The sequence below is a fragment of the Prochlorococcus sp. MIT 1318 genome (assembly GCF_047304505.1).
In the GTDB taxonomy this organism is placed as follows: domain Bacteria; phylum Cyanobacteriota; class Cyanobacteriia; order PCC-6307; family Cyanobiaceae; genus Prochlorococcus; species Prochlorococcus marinus_D.
In genome coordinates, this window is record NZ_CP138958.1 from 506,749 (window position 1) to 531,776 (window position 25,028).

At 49.5% G+C, this 25,028-nt stretch carries 15 protein-coding genes and 1 pseudogene; 6 read left to right on the plus strand and 10 right to left on the minus strand.

Going from position 1 to position 25,028, the window contains the following annotated elements:
* Positions 1–345: 345 nt before the first annotated feature.
* On the minus strand, positions 346–2,478 hold the full coding sequence (locus SIB66_RS02710; protein ID WP_063421817.1) for a hypothetical protein: 2,133 nt from the start codon (positions 2,476–2,478) through the stop codon (positions 346–348).
* A 265-nt stretch (positions 2,479–2,743) separates the two neighbouring features.
* Between SIB66_RS02710 and SIB66_RS02715 the strand changes: the two genes are divergently transcribed.
* Positions 2,744–3,685, plus strand: coding sequence for a glycosyltransferase family 2 protein (locus tag SIB66_RS02715; RefSeq protein WP_063407531.1), 942 nt, complete (start codon positions 2,744–2,746; stop codon positions 3,683–3,685).
* Between the two features lie 225 nt (positions 3,686–3,910).
* Here the strand turns inward: SIB66_RS02715 and gatB are convergent, their stop codons facing one another.
* Positions 3,911–5,401: an Asp-tRNA(Asn)/Glu-tRNA(Gln) amidotransferase subunit GatB gene (gene gatB / locus SIB66_RS02720; protein WP_063407532.1), complete on the minus strand. Its 1,491-nt coding sequence runs from the start codon at positions 5,399–5,401 to the stop codon at positions 3,911–3,913.
* Between the two features lie 118 nt (positions 5,402–5,519).
* Here gatB and SIB66_RS02725 point away from each other — a divergent pair, with 118 nt between their 5' ends.
* Positions 5,520–6,635 (plus strand): FAD-dependent oxidoreductase, encoded by a 1,116-nt coding sequence (locus SIB66_RS02725; RefSeq protein WP_063407533.1) that lies wholly within the window; start codon positions 5,520–5,522, stop codon positions 6,633–6,635.
* Positions 6,636–7,501: 866 nt separating this feature from the next.
* On the opposite strand, the gene SIB66_RS02730 is transcribed toward SIB66_RS02725, so the two are convergent.
* From SIB66_RS02730 to SIB66_RS02740, 3 genes are all read right to left on the minus strand, one after another.
* Positions 7,502–7,675, minus strand: coding sequence for a hypothetical protein (locus SIB66_RS02730; RefSeq protein ID WP_236073814.1), 174 nt, complete (start codon positions 7,673–7,675; stop codon positions 7,502–7,504).
* A gap of 81 nt (positions 7,676–7,756) precedes the next feature.
* Positions 7,757–8,215 carry a nucleoside-diphosphate kinase gene (ndk, locus tag SIB66_RS02735; protein WP_063407536.1) on the minus strand — a complete coding sequence of 153 codons (459 nt, stop codon included), beginning with the start codon at positions 8,213–8,215 and terminating at the stop codon, positions 7,757–7,759.
* Between the two features lie 316 nt (positions 8,216–8,531).
* Complete coding sequence (locus SIB66_RS02740) at positions 8,532–9,272, minus strand: hypothetical protein (protein ID WP_413681373.1); 741 nt, start codon at positions 9,270–9,272, stop codon at positions 8,532–8,534.
* Between the two features lie 194 nt (positions 9,273–9,466).
* Here SIB66_RS02740 and SIB66_RS02745 point away from each other — a divergent pair, with 194 nt between their 5' ends.
* Together SIB66_RS02745 and SIB66_RS02750 are read left to right on the plus strand one after the other, a co-directional pair.
* Entirely contained in the window at positions 9,467–10,897 is a 1,431-nt protein-coding gene (locus SIB66_RS02745; protein ID WP_413681374.1) for a cyclic nucleotide-binding domain-containing protein, read from the plus strand.
* Between the two features lie 598 nt (positions 10,898–11,495).
* Positions 11,496–13,367 (plus strand): CHASE2 domain-containing protein, encoded by a 1,872-nt coding sequence (locus SIB66_RS02750; protein ID WP_236070411.1) that lies wholly within the window; start codon positions 11,496–11,498, stop codon positions 13,365–13,367.
* On the opposite strand, the gene SIB66_RS02755 is transcribed toward SIB66_RS02750, so the two are convergent.
* The 4 genes and pseudogenes from SIB66_RS02755 to SIB66_RS02770 all read right to left on the minus strand — a co-directional run.
* On the minus strand, positions 13,318–13,911 hold the full coding sequence (locus tag SIB66_RS02755; RefSeq protein ID WP_063407539.1) for a hypothetical protein: 594 nt from the start codon (positions 13,909–13,911) through the stop codon (positions 13,318–13,320). The two genes, SIB66_RS02750 and SIB66_RS02755, sit on opposite strands and share 50 nt — an antisense overlap.
* Before the next feature lie 219 nt (positions 13,912–14,130).
* A complete protein-coding gene (locus SIB66_RS02760; RefSeq protein WP_063407540.1) occupies positions 14,131–15,450 on the minus strand; it encodes a CHAT domain-containing protein in 1,320 nt (439 codons plus the stop codon).
* 262 nt (positions 15,451–15,712) lie between these two features.
* On the minus strand, positions 15,713–16,348 hold the full coding sequence (locus SIB66_RS02765; protein ID WP_413681451.1) for a hypothetical protein: 636 nt from the start codon (positions 16,346–16,348) through the stop codon (positions 15,713–15,715).
* Between the two features lie 901 nt (positions 16,349–17,249).
* A pseudogene (locus tag SIB66_RS02770) lies at positions 17,250–19,649 on the minus strand (autotransporter-associated beta strand repeat-containing protein); the annotation flags it as partial.
* 123 nt (positions 19,650–19,772) lie between these two features.
* On the opposite strand from SIB66_RS02770, the gene SIB66_RS02775 reads away from it, so the two are divergent.
* Together SIB66_RS02775 and speA are read left to right on the plus strand one after the other, a co-directional pair.
* Complete coding sequence (locus tag SIB66_RS02775) at positions 19,773–21,452, plus strand: ShlB/FhaC/HecB family hemolysin secretion/activation protein (protein WP_236073812.1); 1,680 nt, start codon at positions 19,773–19,775, stop codon at positions 21,450–21,452.
* A gap of 325 nt (positions 21,453–21,777) precedes the next feature.
* Positions 21,778–23,724, plus strand: a complete 1,947-nt coding sequence (gene speA, locus SIB66_RS02780) for a biosynthetic arginine decarboxylase (protein ID WP_063421809.1) — start codon at positions 21,778–21,780, stop codon at positions 23,722–23,724.
* A 178-nt stretch (positions 23,725–23,902) separates the two neighbouring features.
* Here speA and SIB66_RS02785 read toward each other — a convergent pair whose 3' ends face one another.
* Positions 23,903–24,598, minus strand: coding sequence for a Crp/Fnr family transcriptional regulator (locus SIB66_RS02785; RefSeq protein ID WP_063407544.1), 696 nt, complete (start codon positions 24,596–24,598; stop codon positions 23,903–23,905).
* Positions 24,599–25,028: the final 430 nt, after the last annotated feature.

Sequence of the window (25,028 nt, forward strand, 5' to 3'; positions counted from 1 at the left end):
GAGCCGTATGGGCGACAGTAATAGATACAGCCAAACCCAACATGGCTCCTAAGGGATAGAGAAGCCAAAATAACGTTGGCCCAAATATCGTGAAGACAACTCCAGATATCAGATAACGATGCGAAGATCGTAGAATTATATCCATGAACTCAAGGGATCAAACGAAAGGGGGCCCATTGATTGGGATAAAATCAGCCTAATAATTGATGATCAGCAATTAAACTAGAGCAACATCCATAGGCTCTAAATGACAAGTTGACTTTGCGATAGGAGAAGGTATTGACAAGCCATAATTGAATCATATCAAAGAGTAAGCCAATGCAAGAGCGCCATTGGAAAGCGCTCCTAATTTTTAATCCCACGGTAAAGTTTCCTGTAGAGATTAACAGTGCCAATTCGTTGAAGATCACCAAAAGTATAATCTGTTACGTATAAAGTCCAATCATCTGGGAGCGTGCGTTGCCAATCAGATAAGCGATGATTGGCTTGAATGAACCGTCTATCATATGAATCTCGGCTTGTATCAACCAATAGACAAATATTGCCTGTCATGGATAATGGGTGAGCAAGACTACTCATGTGCTCAACCCGCAAAGACCAACTATCTAAAAACCTTAAAGCTCGAGAGGAAGAAGTGGCATTAGGCGAGGTAGAGGTTGTAATGAATTCCTTTGTTCGATCTGCCCAACGCCTCTCTGTCCTAGAAACTCCTCTTGGAGGTAGTACAATAATGCAATCTGAGTACTCACTCGAAAGCAGATTTTTCGTCTCTTCAGAGAGAATGCGAGCCCGGGCTGAGTGCTCGGAGAATAAATTCAGATAAAAGAAACACGTAAATGCAACCATTGCAGAATAAAGGGATGCAAAGAGATAGGATAATGAGCGGCCATAAAAGGACTGATCTATTGATGCACGAGTCAAATCCTTCTTATTGGCAAGCGAAATCGAAAGTACTGAAAGAACAAGATATTGAAAAAACAAAAACAAATAGCTGCATAGCTTCAACCATATGTAGTCTGCATTCACGCCTGCACCAGAGACCGATTTAAAGGTATAAAAAGTAGCTACCAAAGAATAGGTCGGAACAAGCAATGCGAACGTGTAAAACAACTTACCTTGACGAGACGAGAGATCCAACTCATAGAATGCAAAACTTATGCATAAAGCCGCCAATGCACAAATGCCAACAAAAGCAAGGAGCACATAATATTTGATATCACTAGAATCAACCAATCTATTTACAGCCTGCCCCGCTTCAGTCAAAGAATTTATTTGGGAGCGCCAATCATCTAAAAGCCAAGGAGAATCAATTCCAAGAAGATCTGGGAGAAGCAATGGTCGTGGCTGAGGGTAACCAACAGAAGTCAGTTTTATCTCCGTTGTATGAGAAAATGCACGCTGCAAATATGGCAGACAGAGAAAAATAGAAGAGCCAACTACTACCAAAAGGTAGCGCAGTAAGACCACGCCTACCTTGAATCCGATTGAATAAACAGAGCGAATACTTAATCCGAGGCTAACGGCAATCAAGATAGAGACTGACATCCAATGCAACAAGAAAAACTCTCCATAGATTGTGCAAGCTGCTGAAAAAAACAATGCAGACAATACGATCTTCCAAAGACTGATCAACTTCGTAGAATTTAGGCTGAGTATGTCGTATAAGGAGTCGACGATAAAAATGGACGCTAAAAAGTAAAATGTTAACGCCACAAGATTAGGCCATTGCCCTTCAAGTAGTAGAGAGAAAAGAAACCAGTTTAATCCCACACATGGCAAAAGTACATATCTCCTCAATATCGAAATACGCTTATTGGCATCATTAACAACGGGAAGGTTCTCTACGATCAAACCAGCTGGTAAAACTATAAATACTGAGCACAGGGTGTAGGAATTCTTGGCAAGATCACTAAAAATGCTCGAGCTAAAAAATTGGACAAGCAATGGCAAACCCCATCGATGGCTTTGAACAAAACCTGCCCAAGCCAAATTACCTGTCTCGACAAGATTCGAGACGTCTGTGGGGTTCGTTGGCGAACGAAGTAAATGATGTGCTAATTGAATGTAAAGTGCAGAGTCAACACCAAATTGCACCTTATGGTGCATAGAAGACATGATTCCAGACGCTACAAGAATCAAAGTTGGAACAAAGAAGAGCCAAGAAACCTGCAAAAGTCTAGCTGCATGCTGTTTAATCGTGGAATGTACTTGGATTCTTTTTCTCAATAGAATCGCAACGAAGACAGGTGTGAAGACAATCGTGTACTGCAGATAAATATAAAATGGAAACAGCCTGCTTAACAGAAGTGCCCAGGCTGATGCAATCACAATCCAAGCCAATCCTATAGCAATAACGAGAAAAGGCTTACTGCTTAAATCCCTAGGGGCCTTAAAGACATAGCCAGTCATAGACCAGCCGATGATATAGGCGACAATGATAACTGATAGCAAAAAAGTGAGTTGGTAAATGATTGCCATTGTTCTCTAAATTACTCTCTTAATTTAACCCTTTCAGATTGGGCTAGCAATCGAGGACATACAATGCAAAGATCTCGCATGACTTCAGCAATCAACCCGTCCAATATCGACAGCCACAATATCAATCTTTATTGATGCCTCGAATATCTTGATCCAAAACCAGGCATTAAATTTCAAGCGTGTATTGCCTGGTCCGCTCAAGTCATTTACGATGAGGTATCCGACAGCAGCTCGATGGAACTAGGAAGCCTTAGGAGTTTAGCTGATGAAAATTAGCATCGTCGTGCCTACATTTTGCGAAGAAAGCAATCTCAGAGCTCATTATTTAGCATGCATGCATGAACTTGAGTGGCTGAACAAACGATACTCTCAATACAATGAGTATGAATATTTGGTAATTGATAATTGCAGCAATGACTCCACCGTAGATGTGGCCCTAAGCCTAAGAGAGTCTGATCCAAATATACGAATCTTTGTGAATGATCAGAATTATGGCCCGATCTGGTCACCTTTTTGCGGCCTGCTCAATGCCAAAGGAGATGTCGTTCTCCTGATCGCTGCCGATCTGCAAGAACCAGCCAATCTAATCATTCCCTTTATCCATGCATTAGAGCTGGGGTACGAGGCTGCCATCGGCTGCAAAGAAACCACTCAAGAAAATAAATTAATGTGGTACTTGCGTGGGGCCTATTACTGGATCTTAAAAAAGATTGGCCTTATCAAGATTCCCATGCGCTATAGCGGCTTTGGCTTGTATTCTCGCAAGCTTTTAGAAGTATTCCGCACAGTTCATATCACGGAACCGAGTCTGAGAGTTTTATTACCAATCTGCACATCAAAGATTAAGGCCATTCCCTATGAACATCAGACCAGACTGCATGGCAAAACATCTTATAGCTTGTATGACTATATTCGCGAAGCCTTAAAAACGATCGTACGCAATAGCAACCGCTTCCCTACATACGCGGGTAAACTATCTTTATTTTTAGCCTTATTTTCATTTGTTAGCGTTCCTCTAGCCATCGCAATCAAAATTCTCGCCTGGAGCAGTATGGCGCCCGGGATCGCCACGCTGATTGTTTTAATGCTGCTCAATAGTTCAGTAATTCTGGGTTTTCTTGCTTTGATCATGGATCGACAAAATCAAATGCTTTCCCGCCTGGAACCTGCTTCGATACATGTTCATCAATCAATGATCTACGAGTAGGGAGACAAGTTCATTTCATGATTGCCTTGAGACTGTCTATTTCGCATCGCAGCGAAATAGTTTAGAGCTTATCAAGCAATGTCTCCACTGAGCTTAAACAATGCTTTCCTAAGGTAAGTGTACAACTAATTTGTGAACTACTAGCAATCATAAAACTAATAATCAAAATCTCAAGTTTTCATATCAGCGCACTCAACATATGCTGGGCGACAAACCTAGTAAAAACTATTCTCCCTTCAACTTCTTGCTGAGAATCTGATTGGCGAGCTTGGGATCGGCTTTGCCGCCAGTCTTCTTCATGAGCTGCCCAACAAAGAAACCCTGCAGCTTGGTCTTACCGCCGCGGAAGGCCTCTACTTCCTGAGGATGAGCCGCCAACAGTTCCTCCACAATCGTTGTGATAGCCGCCGGATCACTGATCATCCCCAGACCACGCTGATCAACAATCGCCTTCGCTGAGCCGCCCTTCTCCAGCAACTCAGGCAAGATTTCCTTGGCGATCTTGCCGCTGATCTTGCCGCCGTCGATCAGTTGCACCATCTCTGCCAACTGCTCCGGTCGAAATGGCAGCGTGGAATAAGAAAGACGATTGGCATTCACGTAAGCAGCAATATCGCCCTGGATCCAATTCGCCACTCCCTTGGCCTCGGCACCTGCCGCCACGGCCGCCTCGAAGTATTCCGCCATCGCATACTCATCAGTAAGCACCCTGGCGTCATACACCGACAAACCAAACTCTTCGGCATAGCGATGACGCTTCGCCGACGGCAACTCTGGCAACTCCGTACGCCAACCCTCACGTACAGATGCAATCACCTCAATCGGACCCAGATCAGGATCCGGGAAATAGCGGTAATCGCTGCTGCCTTCCTTCGAGCGCATGCTCTTAGTGAGTTGCTTGCCCTCATCCCAAAGGCGGGTTTCCTGCACCACTGCTTCACCGGCCTCATAGGCCTTGATCTGGCGCTGAATCTCGTACTCACAAGCTTTCTGGATGGCCGAAAACGAGTTCATATTTTTGATCTCAACCTTGGTGCCAAAGGGAGCATCTGACCCCTGGCGCACGGAGATATTGACGTCACAACGCAAAGAACCTTCCTGCATGTTTCCATCAGACACCCCTAAATAACGCATGATTCTGCGAATCTCCGAGGCATATTCCGCCGCCTCACGCCCAGTGCGCAGATCAGGCTTGCTGACAATCTCAGCTAACGCCACGCCGGCCCGGTTGTAGTCCACCAGGGAGTGGGTAGAGCCGGCGAGTCGATCGCTGCCAGCATGAACGAGCTTGCCAGCATCTTCCTCCATATGGAGACGCTCGATACCAATTCGCTTGGTGTAGGTGTCCTTCCCCTTCTCGGCAACTTCCACCTCAATCCAACCTTCTTCTGCAATCGGCTCATCAAATTGAGAGATCTGATAGTTCTTCGGTAGATCGGGATAGAAATACTGTTTGCGATCAAACTTGCTGTGCTCAGCAATGTTGAGATTGAGTGCCATCGCCGCCTTAACCGCATACTCCAACACCATCTGATTAAGCACCGGCAGAGTACCGGGCAAACCACAAACAACGGGATCAATATGAGTGTTGGGATCGTCACCAAAGGTGGTAGAAGCGCATGTGAAGATCTTGCTGTTGGTACCTAGCTGCACGTGTGTCTCCAACCCGATCACGGCTTCCCATGCGCCTTTGGCAGAGCTAGTGGCTGATGCCATGACCGATCTCCTATCACCTGGTTTGCGATTGATCCTATGGAAAGGTCCCCTGACATCAGCGCCCTTAGCTCGAGAGGCTGGAACACTGAACTGATCTGGCCTGCTCTTTGCATTGACAATGGCAACAGTGCGTACTGAATCAGTCCTGATCCTGGGCGGCGGCTTGATGGGCCTAGCTTTAGCCCACAAATTGGCGCTGCACGGTCGCTCTGTAGAAGTACTCAGCAGACGCCGCAATGAGGCCGCTGGCTTCGTTGCCGCCGGCATGCTTGCACCCCATGCTGAAGGGCTTCACGGAGAGCAACTACGGCTAGGCCAATTAAGCCTGGATCTCATCCCAGCCTGGGTGAACCAAATCGAAACCGATAGCGGCCTCTGTTGCGGACTGCGCCAATGCGGGATTGTGGTGCCCTTCGCGACAGCGGTGCAGCGAGATCTCTATCCCACCGCCTGCTTAGGTGAAAGCCTCGATCGTTCAGGCCTGGAACGAGAAGTACCAGGCATTGGACCGAGCTGGCAGGCCGGCTTGCTCTTCAGTCAAGACGGCCAGATCGACAATCGCCGACGATTGATGCGGGCACTGGAGACAGCCTGTGTGAGCCTGGGCGTTCGCTTCCAAGAAGGCGTAGAAGTGCAGGAGATTCTGCAAGACGGCCATACGTTCAGAGGGGTGCGAATGCGCAACGCTGAAGGGGAGTTGCACACGCTGACCACTCAAAAGGCTGTGCTGTGTTGCGGTGCCTGGAGTGCCCAACTGCTCCCAGCCCTAGCCATCGTGCCCGTGAAGGGTCAGATGCTGTCGCTCCAGGGTCCACGGGACAGCTTGAAGCGAATTGTGTTTGGTCCGGGCACTTACCTCGTACCTCGTGAAGATGGGCTACTCGTGGTAGGTGCCACTAGCGAACCTGAGGCCGGTTTCATGGAAGGTCTCACCCCTTTCGGGCAACAACAACTACAAGCCGGCATAGACACTCTCCTGCCAGAAGCAAGCCAATGGCCGCCGATGGAACGTTGGTGGGGGTTCCGACCTTGCACTCCTGACGGAGGCCCACTACTAGGCCGCTCATCCATTGATGGCCTCTGGCTAGCCACTGGACATCACCGCAATGGTGTGCTGCTCGCCGCCATAACAGCTGAATTAATCGAAGCCGACATCAGCGGCAAGGGAATCACTGCGGAACAAATTCAGGTGTTAGAAGCATTTCAGTGGAATCGATTTAAGATAAAAATATGAAGATTAAGCCATGCAGCCCTGACAGCATAGGCTTGCTGCTCTTCGCCAATTAGCCCCTACAGCCTAAACAAATAAAAGAGCATTAAGACACAATTTGAACAAAAAAGAATTGGGAGATTATTATTTATTCAGAAGGCTCTTCTGCTGCTTGAGGCGCAATTTTGAGACCGATAGATAGGCTTACTTTGCTCGTAACACATGAGACAGCTTGAGCATGGAATGAAAGCAACTTATTCTGAAGTGCGAATTAAAGATGACTGCTGGCCTGGTATGACCAAGACCCGCCAAAGCGTATGAGCCAATCACGAAAGACCTTTGTAATCCATGTAATCATATAGAGAGCCCAGGAGGAGCATGGAGGGAAGGTCTAATATGATCTAAAGAAAAGTTATCCACTTTGCTTAAGCTCCGCTGAATAGATTGATCAGGTAGCAACAATTTATATCTGAAGGTTCTGCGAAATTGTCTTAATACCTCAAGATGCAATCCGGTAATTAGGCCATCGTACAGCGCAATGAAATCAACTGGTCAATAACAATCTTGTCTCTCAAAGGTTTAGCCTTAGCTTGATCCCTCCTGGGAGTTTGATCAACTTGAGCTGGAGGCTCTATATCAAAATATTGCGCCTCACACTCCAACACAAAAACCTCTGTTGCCCCGTCGTCCGAAACCTCCAGAACGTAAGTAGTGCCTCGAACACTCAGTCGGTCTGAACGGGTAGAGCCATCTTGCTTGCCGGACACCAAAATCTGCCCCTGGGTCAGTTGATAACAACGACTACCTAATTGCATCCTGGAAAACTGATTCAGGTGACCAGATGCTCCGGAATTGAACAGAAGCTAGCCACGACTATCACCCGTGCTGACTTACTGAGACTCAGTAGCCTTTTGATTAACTTTCGCCTGTTGGGAATCGATGTACCACTGATGGCCACCGAGGATCTCCTGAACCATTGCAGTCTCTGCAGCTTGCAAGTAGTTCGAAAGCGTCATGGCCATCAAACTGACGCCAGTGAATAGACCCACTGACTGCAGGAGCATGCTGTCAACTCCAACCATCACCAAAGCCTGATCAAAAGCAAAATCATTTTGTCCCCATCAGGCAAGCAAAATCTTGCAGCCTCAGCTTTCAATGCGCCAGCTCAGATCTGAAGGAGTCCATGCGTTGAGCTCTTCAGCAGAGAACCAAAGATTGATCTCAAAATGAGCGGTGTCTGGACCATCGGAACCATGGATCACATTGCGACCGATGTTCACAGCTAAATCTCCGCGAATGGTGCCCGGCTCAGCCTCCAAAGGCTTGGTGGCGCCGATCAACTTGCGGGCGCTCGCAATCACACCATCACCTTCCCAGACCATTGCAACCACAGGACCGGAGGTAATGAAATCAACAAGCCCAGCGAAGAAAGGGCGCTCACGGTGCACACCGTAATGCTCACCAGCCAACTCACGACTGGGGGTGACCTGTTTGAGCCCCACGAGCTTGAAGCCCTTGCGCTCAAAGCGACCCAGAATTTCTCCCACCAGACCACGCTGGACGCCATCGGGCTTGATGGCAACAAAGGTGCGTTCCATGGCCATGCTGATTAGTCGTTATTGGGGCCATCGTCCGTGTTGGAGTTACCGCTTGGCAAGCCAATGGTTTAACAAATGCTGGTTCACTGGTACAAAGACATCTATCTGGCCTTAGCCAAACAGTTCTTTATCCACATCTCAGACCAAGGAGATGCTGCAAATAAGCAGTGCTCACAGGGAGGCAACTCAAGCATTGGCTCATGAACGAACCACTTATGAAGAAAATTTGCCCAGGCAAGCCGATCAAACAAGCCATGAACTCTTCGCAAGAGCCAGACATCTCGATGGCACCTGAGCAGAGAGGCGCCTTGCATTACAAGGCTCAAGAGCCTATAGAGATCTTGGGACTGTGCAGTGAAATGCGCGAAGCAGCATCAGCACACAGCACTGGCAGCTCAGTAGGCCAATCTGAAGTAATAAGTTCAGCTAGCTGAAAACGACGAGATAATTCCTGCACAACAATGTTGGAATCACAAGATTCAGTCAGCCAAGAGATGTTATTGGCCACAATCTGATCTCCCGGCATTGACGCATCGAGAAGAAGGGTAATTGCAGGAGGAGCAGCAGCCTGAACAAATCCGAATAGGCCAATCTCTCTATCTGCATCTTCCTGGCAGTCAAAGGATGACTCCCAAACGATGGGCTCTCTCAAGCCTGGGGATCTAAGCAAATAAACCCCAGGTCCAGCAGGGTCGAGCTGCTTCTGCTGAAACACTGCGCCAACCCTATAGGTCGAACCCTCCTTCAGATAAGTACGAAAACTCACAACAGCGGGTCTTGGGCGAGTGGTTGGCCCCTTCAACAAAGCCAGGTACCTTGAAGGCCCAGGCGAATAAACACTTTCAGGTGAAACCAAATGCACTAACAGGCGCGAGGTACATTCCGCCCTAGTTGATCCAACAACACGCCGGCCAGGAAACAAAGTGTAGAGCAATTTTTTTGGAAGCGCCCCATCATCTGGCGCTTGTTTTTGAGGCGCAATTGAAGAACCCTCCTCAGAGGATTGCTGAGCCACAGTCGGTAAAGACGTGAAACTAAAAATCATTAATAATGCAACAGTCAAACCCTTCAGCGGGTGAGTTGATGACCTCAAGCATGAGCATGCCATCAGAGTCAAAGAAATGGCTAATACTTCATTATGTCTACTTCATGACATGGCTAGCGACCGAAAACTGTCAAAACACCTAATCAGAAGGCTCGATTCGTATGAATTTTGAACTGCGCTTACTCGCGACAATTCTTATCAGCTTGATGTTGATGGCTCTACGTCAACTCAACCGCATTCGCGCCAAGTGGCCAAAAGCACCAGTAGTGCTGCCAGCGTGTGGACTCGTGGTTTGGATGATAAGTGCTCTGCCCATAGGGGATACATGGTTGATATCTCAAATGATGCTGTCAACCGTGGGGCATATTGCACTTAGCTATGCAACTCTTAGAGTGGGGAGTTGGGTACTCATTGAAGTTCCAGGAACTCTTGGCATTTGGCATCCGCCACCAAAAATTGTGCGTGATCTTGGCCAACTGATCCTTGCTTCAATCATAACGATAGTCATTCTTCAGCAAGCTGGAGTCAAGCTTGTAGGGCTAATTACAACATCAGCTTTACTAACAGGTGCCTTAGCCTTTGCTGCTCAAGAACCACTAAAAGACATTTTTGGAGGAGTGAGTCTCCAAGTCGACCGAGCCTTTAAAGAAGGTGACTGGGTTCAAATAGGAGATGACAGTGGAAGAGTTATAGGCCTCACCCTCATGAACACCTATCTCTACAGCTTGCCTACGGGAAAAACTCTGATCATGTCTAACTCCACCGTCAGCCAATCAACGATCAAACGGATGCAAAATAGCGATCCCTATGGCAATTGTTTTGACATCGGTCTTGATTACGGCTTTCCACCTTCACAAGCCATAGACCTTCTTCTAAGTGTGGCCAATAGTCATGATTGTGTGCTTACCCAACCACCAGCAAAGGCTTGGGTGGAACGTTTCGACGACAGCTCAATCTGCTATACCCTTCTGGTTTGGCATATGGATTACTCAAAGTATAGAAGTATACGGGGAGAACTACTTGAGCAGATTTGGTATGCCTTAGAGAGAATAGGTCAGAGCATTCCTTTCCCGGTCCGCATGGGCGGCCCTAATCCACAGATTTTGGCCAAAGACGATCCGATGTGCGCTGATACTCAACGTAAGGTCCAATGGTTGGCTAGCAATGCACTCTTTACGGATCTCAGTCAAGACCAGCTTGAAAACCTAGCAAAAAATACACGTTGCGTTCGATTTGCTAAAGGTGAGGCAGCTGTCAGGCAAGGAGAGATAGGTGATTGTCTCTATCAAGTCATCAAAGGAATGCTCGAGGTATCGCAAACAACTAAGCAAGGTCAGATGCAGACTATTACAAAGCTTGGTGTTAATGAAATCTTCGGAGAAATGGCTCTATGCAGTAATCAACCACGCAATGCGACAGTTCGTGCCCTAAAAGAGTCTGTACTCCTTGAAGTAGAACGCCGTGACTTGCAACCATTGATTGATCAAGATCAGACATTACTGGAAAAGTTAGCCCGATTGATACATCTCAGACAAATTGAACTTGGAGAATTAAACAAGGGGAAAAATGAATCCAATACATCATCGGTCAATCGGCTCATTCGCTCCATGCAAAGGCTATACAACGTGTTTCTTGGCAACTAGTCAATCGATCGGCTTTAAGTCTTAAAATAAATCATATTTTCTTCTTGGACAGCCTTAAGGGATTAAGTAGCCCTAGCCCAAAAATTACATCAACTGAGCACTCAAAGACAACTGATTTCCAACAATATAAATCTTAGCCAACAGAAAGGGCTGCAGGGTACCAACCTATCAAATCAAGGTTTACCTATGGATCAATGCAAATCTGAACAGCTTGTGTTTCTGATCTCGTTCAAACAAATGAATCAAAAGATAGCGTCATTTGTGAGCAGCTCCAAACCAGCCAGCTCTTCGCGACTAACACAAACCAGAGAAAGCCATCTATGCATATTTTTAAACCCTGCTCTTTGCAAAAATAAATACTCAGGAAATAACCCCCTAAAACCACCTATCTAGAGGAAGGGTCGCATTGAGCTGTTGCCAGAACTATTAAGTAAATAAACTTGCATTTAAGTCAAACAGATAGGGCGATGCTAATAGGCTAAGGGCAAAAGAAGCCTAGATGATGGAACTAACCTCAAAAGACAAAGTAAGCAAGACAAAGCAACAAGATTATTCGTCAAACGCAACAAGAAGAAGATCCATTGCCCCTGGAAAGCTTGTGAAACGAATAGCCCCCTACCTGGGAGGTTTAGCTTTACTCACTGGCTTAAAGCTTTCAGGAGTAGCCCAGAGCCTTGATCTACTGCTATACGACCTCGTCACCACGTTGCGACCTGCAGCCTCAGGCAAAACACAACCAATCACAATCATTGGCATCGGGGAAGATGACATTCGAACGCATGGATGGCCAATCGATGATGGCCTGTTCTGCAAAGGAATCGACCAACTCAGCAAGAATGGAGCTGTTGCTATTGGCTTCGACATCTATCGCGATCAGGGCGTGGGTCCGAATCAGGAGTGCCTGCGCGAGCGCTTTCGCAATAATCCTCGACTGATCTCGATTTTCAACGTAGCCAGCAATATTCCAGCTGTTCCAGGAACGCCTCCTGAAAGACATAGTTACAACGACGTCTCCGTGGATGATGACAATGTCATCAGGCGAGATCTTGTTCACGTTGCCGGCCAAGATAAAGCCACCGTAGCCTTTCCTTTGCGTATCGTCGAAGTGGGTACAGGTGATAAAAAATTACGCCAGCAACTGGAGGCTGGGTCGATCAATGATGCCTGGCTAACCGCCAATTCCGGGGGCTATTACAACGAAACAGATGCAGGCCTAGGCATGCAACGACTCCTACTCTTCCGCGAACCAGGTAGTTTCCGCAGCTACTCTCTCTCCGCTCTGCTTAAAGGAGACATCCCGCAGAAAGACATTCAGAACCATATGGTATTAATTGGCAGTACAGCACCTTCACTCAAGGATCTCTTCGAAATTCCTCATAGCCGCTTTAGTGAAGGGGAAGTACACATGAAAATGCCTGGAGTGGAAGTTCATGCACTTCGTGTGGCCACTCTGCTTGACCGCAAAAAAGGAATCCTCGTTCATGGCTTCCTGATGCCCGGTTGGGGCAACCTTTTACTAGTCCTATTCTCGGGTGGGATGGGGCTATGGCTTGGCGAAGCCTTCCTGACACTGCGCCGCAGCGTGATTGTTGTCGCAACCTCAGTCGTTGCTTTGAGCACTGCGCTGATGGCTCTGCTCATCAATTACATCTGGATCGGTAGCGTCATGCCGGTTGCTGGTCTAACAATCATGGCAGGAACGGCCTGGCTGCGCAGGGGCGCAGCCAGCCAGCAACACCAAAAAGAAGTTCAACGGCTGCTCGGCCAAGCCACCTCTCCTGCCGTTGCCGATCAACTATGGCAACAGCGTGATCAACTACTAAAAGACGGACGTTTCGAAGGTCGTCAACTACCAGTCACGGTGCTGTTCACTGATACAGCCAACTTCACAACAGTATCCGAGCATTTTCAACCTGCTGAGCTGATGGACTGGCTTAACCGAGGCATGGCTAGTTGCGTTCCAGCAGTGACAACTCGAGGAGGAATGATCAACAAATTTACCGGTGACGGAATGTTGGCAGTCTTTGGAGTCCCCCTCAGTGAAGACCCAAAAGGCGACGCCCGCGCGGCCATTGAAGCGGTAATCGAAATTCAAACTGGGCTGGTGAAGCTCAATGAAGAATTAGCAAAAGAGGGTGCCCCAGCCAACCGTATGCGCATTGGCATTCACTCGGGTGTCGTCCTAGCAGGATCGATGGGTAGCAGCGAGCGGCTGGAATACGCGATCATTGGCGACACCGTGAACTGTGCATCAAGACTTGAGAGTTTCGAAAAAAGTCGCCATGTAGGAGTTCTGCGCGTGTTGGTTTCATCAACCACCAGAGAACTACTCGGAGACGAGCTCAACAACTCTCTGCATTGGGAAGAGTGGGGAGAGATTCAAGTCAAAGGAAGGGAAGAACCCCTCCTCGTTGCCGAACTCAAGATGGACAACGCACCGGAAGTTCAGCGGGCCAATCCGCATCAATAACATCCCCAAGGCTAAAAGCATGAGCGAAAGTCTCAGTCGAAACACTTGCCCCACACTGAGTTCGTAAGCTCGCGAGAGCTTTCTGAATACTCAAATCATCGGCCTCTAAATCGCTAACAAGCAAGCTCAATGCAGGGGGTGATGCGGTTTGAACGAAAGCTAGAGGATCACTGCTCGTGCTCTCATCATCACCACACCGATAAGCTGACTCCCAAACAGCTGGAGCATTAAGAGCTTCAAGATTGATCAAAGTGATCCCTGCTGTGGAAGCCGGCAATTCACTAGTGGTGAGCATTTCCCCAGACATCTGATCACTCGAGGCGCCGCTCCATCGACGAAACTGTATGTCAATGGGTTTAGGGTTAGCAGTCGGCCCTTCAAGCAAGCCGACCTGCAAAGTCCTGCCAGGGGCATAAATACTGTTTGCAGGGACCAGATGAGCTAATAGACGAGCACTACATTCACCTCGTGTTCCCCCTCCCACTCGCCTGCCGGGGAAAGTATTGCGAAGGTCTGCCTGAGCAAATCCAACTGCTGGAGCCAACGCAAAGGCCGCCAGAAACGAAAATAATGAAAATGGGCAAACTAACCTTGATGCGCGCATAGACGTTAATAAACGCATTACGACCTAATTGAATTCTAGTTGCATCCATCCTGCACCCTCTCCTGGACTTGTGGCAAAACACCTCTCAAGGAGAAGCAAACAAAAACAACATATCTAAAGCAAGCAGTCATATGTTGGTGTGGTATCAATACGACTTCTTCACCAAGGAGAACCAAGTAATTCAATTCCAGCCCAGAAAAATGGGTTCTTCATACCTCTAACAACGCGACGTTGCTGATTCATAGTGAGCCCTCTCAGTAGTGGTGTTCCATCAACACCGATCACCTGATCATCCTCCAGAGTGACCAAACCTCTCAGGAATCCTTGACGCGTGAGTTGAAGTGCCTCTGCTTTAGGAATATCTTGATCAAGATAGCGATACATCTGAATGAAGTAAGCAGACGTCACCACATCATCGACATACCATAGAGTACCTACAGCACTACGGGCACCTGCTTGTAATGCCAAACCAGCAAATCCAAGTTCAGAGTCTGGATCCCCAAGGGCGGTACGGCATGCGCTCAATACAACCAAATCAATCGGCACGCCTTTCCTCTGCTGACGCAATTTGGATAACTGGTCTAGAGATATCGGACCTGTCCCGGAGTGAAGCTGCGATGCAGTTGGCCCTCCTGGGCGAAACTCAGCATGAGTCGCGACATGCACACGGCTATAGCGAGACTCACCTCCTGTAACCAGCAATGACGATGGCGTAAAGGCCTTGTTGAAGTAAAGGTCCTTACGCTCAGATTCAGCAATCTGCTCGAGTTCTTGAGGCACCAAAGGCAGAGAGGCAAGACCACCCTCAAACTGCGAGGCCCCTAAAGCCAACAACTTGTTTCCAGTCTGGGTGGGTAGATTCAGATCGGTCAGCGCAAGGGAAGGAGTAATCGCAAAGGCATAGCGATCACCAAAGAACCTCTCCCCATCACTCAGCGCAGCAAAAGGGACACCCTGCAAGCCACGATCAGCTGAGATCAACAAAGTGCTGACGTTGTACTTATCCAGCAATGGGCTAATACTTCCTATCAATAGCTGATGCAATTGACGGGTTGCTGAGTCTGGATTGGCCTCATCCAGGGAGTCTTGTCGCGAGAGTTGTTGGTAAAGCTGCCTCAACAGGGAACCGAACTGGCGGGTTGAGAGCTCAACACGACGCCCCTCAACCTCACCATCAGAAGGAATCAAGGTTAAATCTAGAAAAGCATCAGTGGCCTTGGAGGTGGTTTTTCCAGAAGCTTGAGTAAAACGCAGATGCAAAACAGCAGGGTTATATGCAGCCCGGTTGAAACTTGGTTGGAGAGTTGATCCCAGCACATCTGTTTCACCAGCAGCGGCAGCAATCAGCCAAGAAGCATGTGGACTGGCATCGAACTCAAACGGCTCTGATGCCAGTAGCTGGCCAGCTGTACTGGCTGTGGCCACCCAGGCAAGCAATAAGGACTTAGCAACATTGAAGGTCGTCAGAACTGATGTCATTAAGGGCCCCCAAAACGCTGAATAGCCTTGAGCATGCCGTTCTGGAGCTGTTTTGGCGTCGGCGTCTCTCGAGTCCCTATATCAGGGATATTGAGCGACTGAACTGTTTGGTTCGTGGCCGCCTGATCAGACTTGGCGACATTGGCGATCGCCTGAACTGATGTGACCTTGCGGACAGAAGTAGAGCCGGAGACTGCCGTCGATGAAGCACCTGCTTCTGCAGCGGCCCCTTCCGCTTCTCCTGTTTCAGCCCCTTCCGCTTCTACTGTTTGAGCAGCCTCGCCTCCCTCAGCAGCAGCTCCGCCAGCTTCCCCTGTTTCAGCAGCCTCGCCTCCCTCGGCAGCAGCATCTCCTGTTTCAGGGCCACCTTCCTCAGCCGCCGCTCCTTCTGCAGCAGCTCTTCCCACCTCTCCGTCTGCAGTAGCACCTCCTCCGTCTGCAGTAGCACCTCCTCCTTCTGCATCAGCTCCACCAGCTCCATCCTGGCCTCCTGGGCCTTCAGCGCCTTCTGGACCAAAACCTCCTGGGCCTTCAGCGCCTTCTGGGCCAAAACCTCCTGGGCCTTCAGCGCCTTCTGGGCCAAAACCTCCTGGGCCTTCAGCGCCGCCGGGGCCAAAACCTCCTGGGCCTTCAGCGCCGCCGGGGCCAAAACCTCCTGGGCCTTCAGCGCCTTCTGGACCAAAGCCTCCTGGGCCTTCAGCGCCGCCGGGGCCAAAACCTCCTGGGCCTTCAGCGCCTTCTGGACCAAAACCTCCTGGGCCTTCAGCGCCACCGGGGCCAAAACCTCCTGGGCCTTCAGCGCCACCGGGGCCAAAACCTCCTGGGCCTTCAGCGCCGCCGGGGCCAAAACCGCCAGGACCTCCTGGATCAAAGCCAAAGTCTCCGGCTGATGCCACATCAAAAGCTGCCTCAAACGTCAAATCCACTGCAACACCAGGAAGATTCAAAGCATCAGGGGTCGCTCTGATGGCCGCCGTCTCCATCACATCAAATGCTGTTTCTCCGGCGTTGTTACCAAAACCTCCTGTGCCTTCAGGACCGCCGGGGCCAGAACCTCCTGGGCCTTCAGCGCCGCCGGGGCCAAAACCTCCTGGGCCTTCAGGACCCTCTGGACCAAAGCCTCCTGGGCCTTCAGCGCCACCGGGGCCAAAACCTCCTGGGCCTTCAGGACCCTCTGGACCAAAGCCTCCTGGGCCTTCAGCGCCGCCGGGGCCAAAACCTCCTGGGCCTTCAGGACCCTCTGGGCCAAAACCTCCTGGGCCTTCAGCGCCGCCGGGGCCGCCTACATCAAAACCAACGGGGCCACCTGTATCAAAGCCACCGGAGCCGCCTGCATCAAAACCAACGGGGCCACCTGTATCAAAGCCACCGGAGCCGCCTGCATCAAAACCAACGGGGCCACCTGTATCAAAGCCAGCAGGGCTATAAACGACGGAGTCGTAATTAAAGACAGCTGGTTCAACAAAGCCTGGGGTGGCCACTGGGTTAGCAACAGGGTTGGCATCCACTGAGCCAGATTGAGAATCAACGACTGGATTCGCTACAGGATTATTTACTGGATTCGCTACAGGATTATTGACTGGATTCGCTACAGGATTATTGACTGGATTCGCTACAGGATTATTAACTGGATTCGCTACAGGATTATTGACTGGAGGGTTACCGCTACCACCACTGCCACTGCCTCCACTGCTACGGACGGGACAAATATTGCTGGTTCCATTTCCGGAGCAAACAGCACTAGAAGGCGGAGTTCTATTTACTGTCAACCTGCCGCCGCTAACAGTTGTATCGCCAGAGTATGTATTTGTTCCCTCGAGAATTAATGTGCCATCACCAGTCTTGAATAAAGCACCTGAACCTTGCAAGGCGACAGACGAATCTAGTGTGGCCGTGATTCCTGAATCAACCTCGATCGTTCCTCCTTGCGAACCTAACTCGACCCATGAGTTAGCATCAGTCTGATCAGCAGGTAAAGATGCACTAAATCTCAAAGTAGCGCCACTCGTAGAAGAACCTAGATATAAGTAGTTAATCTCACCCAAAGCATCTTGATGGCCAACATTTAAGACCCCTTCCTGAATATCGACCCTACCCTGCATATCGGAGGCTCCTCTAATCGTTAATTCACCAGAGTCTTTTTTAGTTAAAACGTTTTCACTGGAATAATTAGAACTACCATTATAAAGATCTATTCCATGGCCAGCGTCAGTCTGCACAGAACCTTGACCTTCAATGCTTAGCAGACAACTATTGGCCGCCGTACAAGAAACACTTGCAATATCGATAGCATATCCACTCGCGGGATCCAGCAACAAATCTGAATTCGAATTGGATTTAATGATTGATTTACCCTGCAAGGTGAGGGTAGATGTCAACTCCGTATAACCTGAAAAAGCGCCTAGGCCTGCAGCAGAGCTACCACTATCAGAATTAAGAAAAATGGACTCAGCTATTTCAAGTTCGTTTGCTGCATCTACACCACCTATAAATTTCAAATAGGCACCAGCTTTTACATCAGTACCACTGCCAGTTGTTCCTAAGCTCTGCTGATGAGACACCCTTAACTCTCCAGCAGCGACTGTAGTTAATCCACTGTATGTATTATTCCCCGAGAAGAGCAACAGGCCATTTCCAGACTTAGTAAAAGTCCCTGTCCCAGAATATACTCCACTATATTCTCCACTTGGCGAGGTGTCTGGCTGATTAATTGTCAAACCACCACTTCCCAAAGCAATGTTACCTGATCCAGTAACTTCTCCAGTTGAATTTGTTGTGCCCGCGTTTAAAATGACATCCCCATAGTTAGTAGAAGTACGAGTTATGTTTGCATTAACATTGATATTTCTATCTGCATTCAATGTCAACGTCCCCGTCTTGTCCGACAGTCCTGTGGTATCAATGTTACTAGAAATCGTGATGTCGCCCGGCTCAGTCCCACTATCTGGGCTAGGCGTCGTAGATATGGTTACATTATTATTTAGGTTACTCGTAATCGTTGCAACATTTATCGTCGAAGGAGAACCTGATGGCGTAAAAGTAGTGGACCAACTGCTGGGGTTGTTATCTGCCCCTTTGATCTCAATATCATAAGGGTCTAAAAGCCATACGCCAGAAGCATACTTCACACTAGATATAGAAGTATCGACATTCGAACCATCAACAAATAGTCGATACCCCGAAGTTTCAATTCGGCCACCATTACCAGCTTGATTGCCACCGCGAGCAATCAAATCAGCAACAACACTGGTGAATGAGTTCGGATTTTTTACATCACTCCACGCCACAATCGTTCCCCCATCGCCATGATCAAGTGCGGAAGCGTCCAATAAGGCTCCCGATTCAATCGTTGTATGAACCGCCTGGCGCACACTTGGATCACTGTTCTGCCAACTACCACCCACTTGAATCAAGCCTCCACCAGTGGCACCAGTCGCCAAAAGCTGAGAGCCACCATCGACTCTGACCTGATCAGCCGTCAGCGTGATATTGCCGCCAATCGCCTCGTCTGAGCTCGCCGATAGCTTGCTATCAACTACTTCAATGCTGCCGCCTGGTGAATCAACAAACAGGCTTTGATCTACAGAAATATCAATACCCTCCAGCAAAATTCTTGGCGTAGCGCTCATACCAAGCTCCGCCAATCGCTGAGGATCAGTCACCAAGCCATGGGATCCAGGCAAAGGGTTCGAACCCAAGCCTGCAAGCTGCTGCGGAGTGCTATCGAAAACATTGAACGCACCAGAATTAAAACGCAACGAACTCGCCGTGCTCATATGAAGCTGCGACGTATTCACAAAACCAACACCAGCACCGAGATGAATGCCGCCGGGCGATAGCCAAAACAAATTGGCTGGCGCCGACAAGCTCACTTGTTTATTGAGATAAGTTCCACCAGGCGCCGTTACACCAACAACTAAATTCCGCTTACCACCTGTGTCGAAATTGATGCCGGTAATAGCACCACGCGTATCAAAATCTTTGAATCTGTGAAAGCGATTTTTACCCGCATCGGTGCCACCACTGATGTGACAATTGCCCCGCTTGCATACACCCCCAGTCTTGCCATTCACCTGCGTGGCAAGGCCTCCCAGACCGGTGGCCCGCACATCAGCCCTGACAGCAGAGCCAATCCAAAACCAGCCACCCAAAGCCAAAGCCAGGGTCAAGGGCATCAAGCGTAATGATTTGGGAATCATCCAGTGATGCTAATCGAAAAAAAAATGAGGTCTAAAGACGTATTTTTAAAATCTGGCACGGTTTCACAAATCAACCAATAACCCGCATGATGGTGGGCAATAAAGAACAACTGTTCATCAATAATGCTTCTGCTTGCCCAGCTCGTAGCCCCGCCGATTCAACCCGGCCCGGTTCGATTGCCTGAGCAGGTTCCAATGGAATCACGGCCTAGGCGAAACGACAGCACACAGCCAGTGATCCTGACCCCCCAGCCACCGCGACCAGGCGATCCAGAACGCATACCAAAGGCGACGGAAGGGATCCCAAGTTCTAGCTGGCGGCCACCAATCACAGGCACCACTCCCTATAGCCCCGAGCAACTGCGGAGCATTCTCAAATCCTGTGGTCGCCAAACAATTCCAAAGACCCTACAAACTTGTGCTGCCAGCCTCACAGCGCAGCTGGTGCGTGATGGCTTTGTGAACACGCGCGTCTTCACCCTGACAAAACCAAGTCCGGGTTCCCTAGAGGTTGTAGAAGGGCGCATCGCCGAGCTACGGATCACCAGCACTGACCAAGTGATCCAAGCCGATGTTGAAAAACAACTCAATCCCCTCATCGGCAGCGTTCTGCATCTGCCTACCCTCGAGAAAGCCTTGGTGAGTGTGCGCAGCATTCCAGGTGTTGGACAAATCACGGGCGATCTCGGTCGCTTAGGCAGCGATGCCACCCAGGCCATTCTCAACCTCTCCATCGACTCTATTCCCATCCCATGGATGGGTGACTTCAGTCTCCGTAATGACGGCAACGCCGGCACAGGTGCTTATCGCGGCGTCACAACGGTGGTGAAGAACAGTCTCTTCAAACGCAAGGACACCTTCCTTCTCTATATGGAAGTGAATGGAGATGATGATCCAGAGCTTGGCGCTGCAATCACATCCGCCAGCTACACCTGGCCTTTATCAGATACTTGGCGGCTCACTGGTTCCATGGGCTGGAGTCGTCGCTGGCTAGTGGAAGCTCTCGGTGTAGGCCACGAGATTAGCTTCCGCCAATTTCAAGGCATGGCCCAGCTCGACACCACCCTCTACGAATCAGACAATCAATTCTGGAGCGCCTTTGCCAGCATCAGCAGCAGCCGCAATGACGGCTACCTCGGGGGGTATAACGCTCCGCTTGTGGCTGGAGGAGGTCTCAATGGATGGCTGCATGGTGGCTATCTCAAAGCAGGAGTTAACTTCGGCGGCGGCAGTGGGAAGCTCAACTGGGGTGGAAATGTATACGGCCTGCAAGGAATCTCTGGATTCAGCACCGAGGATCAACTCAAAGAACTAGCAGCCTTTGAAATCAAGCCCGGAGAAGCCCGAGCGGTTGGCGGTCTTGTCAACCTTGGCTGGACCATACAACCCAACGTGAAGGTCAACATGCGTGCAGCAGGGCAATGGGGGTTCACCAAGCTTCCCAGCGATATGGGCTTCGGTATTGGCAGCGATGTTGGCCTGATTGGCTTACCAGGCAGCCTGATCAGTGGCGACAGCGGCTGGATGGGGAGAGGAGAAGTTGTCTTCACAGCCTGGCAGAAAGGTAATCAAGCATTTCAGATCGTTCCTTTCTTCGGAATGGGTGGCGTTCGCACCGAATTCTCTGATCTTGTTATTACAGATACGGTCGGTTCTGGCGGCCTTCTTGGCCGCTACATCAATGGCGCCTGGCTAATGGAACTTGGATGGGCTGATTCATTCGAAACCAATGACAATATTGGAATCTGGCAAGACTGGATTATTGGCAACGGGCTTTATGCACGGCTGCAATATCGCTTTTAAAGATCATCTTCTCAGCGACACCTATCTATGATTGAAGAATTAAACCTGCAATCTTGGCCCAAGTTGAACGCCATCAATCTATCAATGATAGTCAAACAATTTGCGCAAGAAATGCCTGCAATGGCCCAATTAATCATCCCAATATATTCAAGGCTTTCACATATAATTAAAAAATCTTAAGTGCAAAAATTCAATGGCATTCATTCAGAGTTGCTAGAAGCATTGCCGCCTTAATCGCGAATCCCGCAAAAGCAATCAACAACAGAACTCAAGAACAGGCCTAGATTCCTTAAGAATCCCCAGAAGACATCCATCCACCTGCCTCATGTCGGTCGCCGAACCCAACCAAGCCAACCAATCATGGACCGTTGCCGACTGCACCACCCTCTATGGCCTGGATCGCTGGGGTGAACCGTATTTTTCAGCAAATGCACGCGGTCATGTGGTTGTACAGCCACGTGGTGACCACGGTGGTTCTCTTGATCTGGTGGCCCTGGTGCAAGAGCTGCGCGGCCGCGATCTCAACCTGCCATTACTCATCCGTTTCGACGACATCCTCGAAGATCGTCTCGAACGATTGCACGGCGCATTCGAGAGAGCCATCACTCAGTACGGCTACACCAATCGGTATCAGGGTGTCTTTCCTGTGAAGTGCAACCAACAGCGTCACGTGGTTGAGCAACTAGTAGAGAGTGGCCGTCGCTGGCACTTTGGCCTCGAGGCTGGCAGCAAGGCCGAACTACTGATTGCTCTTTCCTTGGTAAGCGATCCAGAAGCCTTATTGATATGCAACGGCTACAAAGATCAGCGATATATCGAAACCGCAATCCTGGCACGCCAACTCGGCCGCCAGCCTGTTGTGGTGATCGAACAAGCCGATGAGGTGGAACGAATTATCCGCTCCAGCCAAGAACTTGGCGCAGCACCATTCATCGGTGTACGAGCAAAGCTAACGACACGCAGTACGGGCCACTGGAGTAGCTCAGTAGGCGAGAAAGCCAAGTTCGGCCTCTCAGTCCCGGATCTGCTAGCCACAGTGGAAGCCTTAAGGCAAGCTGATCTACTAAGCGATCTGCGCCTACTGCACTTCCACATCGGCAGCCAAATTAACGACATCGCCGTACTCAAAGACGCGCTTCAAGAGGCCGCCCAAATCTACGTAGAGCTGAGCAATCTGGGAGCCCCCATGGGGTATTTAGATGTTGGGGGTGGGCTGGGTGTCGACTACGACGGCAGCCGCAGCGCTAGCGCAGCATCGACCAACTACTCCCTACAAAACTACGCCAATGATGTGGTCGCAACGGTGCGCGAATGCTGTGAACCCCATGGCATTACTTTGCCTATCCTTGTGAGCGAAAGCGGGCGCGCGATCGCTAGTCATTTCTCAATACTCGTGTTCGATATACTCGGCACAAGTACTGTGCCAGGCGCTGTCCCCCAGCAAACAGGAGAGGAACCCCTCACCATTAACAACCTCAGGGAGACTCTCGCCGAATTAATGGCAACTCAAAAGAGTGCTGTGACTGAGACATCGCGCCTACAGGAAGCATGGCACGACGCGATCAAATTCAAAGACGATGCCCTCGCTGCCTTCCGCCTGGGTTACATCACTCTGCCAGAGCGGGCTCTGGCAGAACAGCTCACATGGGCTTGCGCCGAAACAATTGTGGGCCAATTGCCTTGCAACGAAACAATTCCCGATGAGCTACAGAGTTTAAAAGCTGTTCTCGCTCAAACCTACTACGCCAACCTTTCAATATTTCGTTCAGCCCCAGACACCTGGGCCATCGATCAACTCTTCCCACTCATGCCGATTCACCGATTGAATGAAGAGCCAACTCGACTAGGTCACTTCGCTGATCTCACATGCGACTCCGACGGGAAACTGGACCGCTTTATCGGGAATGGGCAAACCAAAACTCTGCTGGAGCTTCACAACCTGCGCCAAAACGAGGCTTACATGATTGGCATGTTTCTCGGCGGTGCTTACCAAGAAGTGATGGGCAATCTGCACAACCTGTTCGGCAGTACCAATGCAGTCCACATCAGGCTAACAACAGGTGGTGGCTACCAAGTAGACCACGTTGTGCGAGGCGACACCAATTCCAAGGTGCTCGAAGCGATGGAGCACAACCCTGAGCTCCTACTAGAGCGGCTGCGCTTGGCTAGTGAACTTGCGATTCAGCGAGGCGAGCTAAAGATCAACGATGTGCGGCGGCTGATGGACCATCTAGAAGCGAGCCTGCGTCAGGCGACGTACCTTCAAGGCTAGAACTTGCCATCCTTTTTATATCGCATAAATGAGCAACTGTGATCACAGCTACTCATTGAGCACTCAAGCTTCTCATGCCTGGAGATCAGAAACTTGTTTGACTGAAAGCTTTCCTAAAACACCTTGATCTAAAACTGTTCTGGCTAGTCAATTCAACAAGTAACCGTACTCAAAACCTCTAAGAAGCAAGCGCCAACAGCCCTCGTTTCACAAGCGGCTGCAGATCCACCAAACGCAGGCAGCCTTCGATCTCCTCCAGTGTTCCACGACTCCGCAGCTTGCTCAATGTCCGGGAGGTAGTCTCCCTGGACAAACCTGCTATGAGACCCAGCTCCCTTTGGGCTAAAGGTGGAATCGCCACTTGGGGATCATCGGCAGAAGAACTCTTGCGGGCCAAGTAAGCCAATGCATTGAGTAAGCGCGTCGTGGCATCACTTGTCTGGATTGCAAAACGCTGATTTAGATCCCGCAAGCGAGATGCCTCAAGCTGAGCAAGGGCAAGGGCAAAGCCCACTTCCTTGCGCAGCAAAGCCACAAAAGGCGACGCTCTCATCTTCAAAAGCTTCACTGGCGTTAAAGCCACAACATCAGCAGACCTAGGTGCTGCATCAAGAGCAGCCATCTCACCAAACAAATCCCCCTCCCCCAACACTGACATCACAACTTCTTCGCCATCAGCCGTATACGTGCGGACTTTGGCCATACCTGAGCACAACAGAAAGACCGACTCCCCCCAGTCTTGCTCCATCACGAAAACCTGTTCAGCACCATGACTGGACTCAAGATGGCGATCCAATAATTGCTGACACTCATCAGTTGTTAAAGCCGAAAAAAATTGCACCGCCTGCAACTGCTCAACGCTGAAAACAGCCATTTCAATTATTTTTTAGCTATTAAATAGTAATGCAAAAATTCCGATCAAGTCAACTTGCAAGAAAAATACAACCTCGAAATCGCTCATTAACAATCAATTATAGGTGCATTAATCGACCTCCACTTACACAATAAGCATGAACTATTCCTGATGAAAACAGTCGATCTCAAAATAAAGCTGTTTCTGCCTAATGCAACAAGAGCTGGCTGTTCAAAACGACTGGCATCAAAATGGTCATTAGCCGTCCTGAGCATGGATGGCGTCAAAGGGCAAGTGGGCCAAGCACCAAGCGGCTGTCTAAAGCCTTGGAGTGGTAATTAGCGGCATTGGCTTGCTCTATCCCAGAGACATAGAGCTTCGCGGACTGGCATTTGTCGATGCTGCACAACAGCTTCGTGGCCCAAGTCGTGTTGCCGATGAAAACATAATT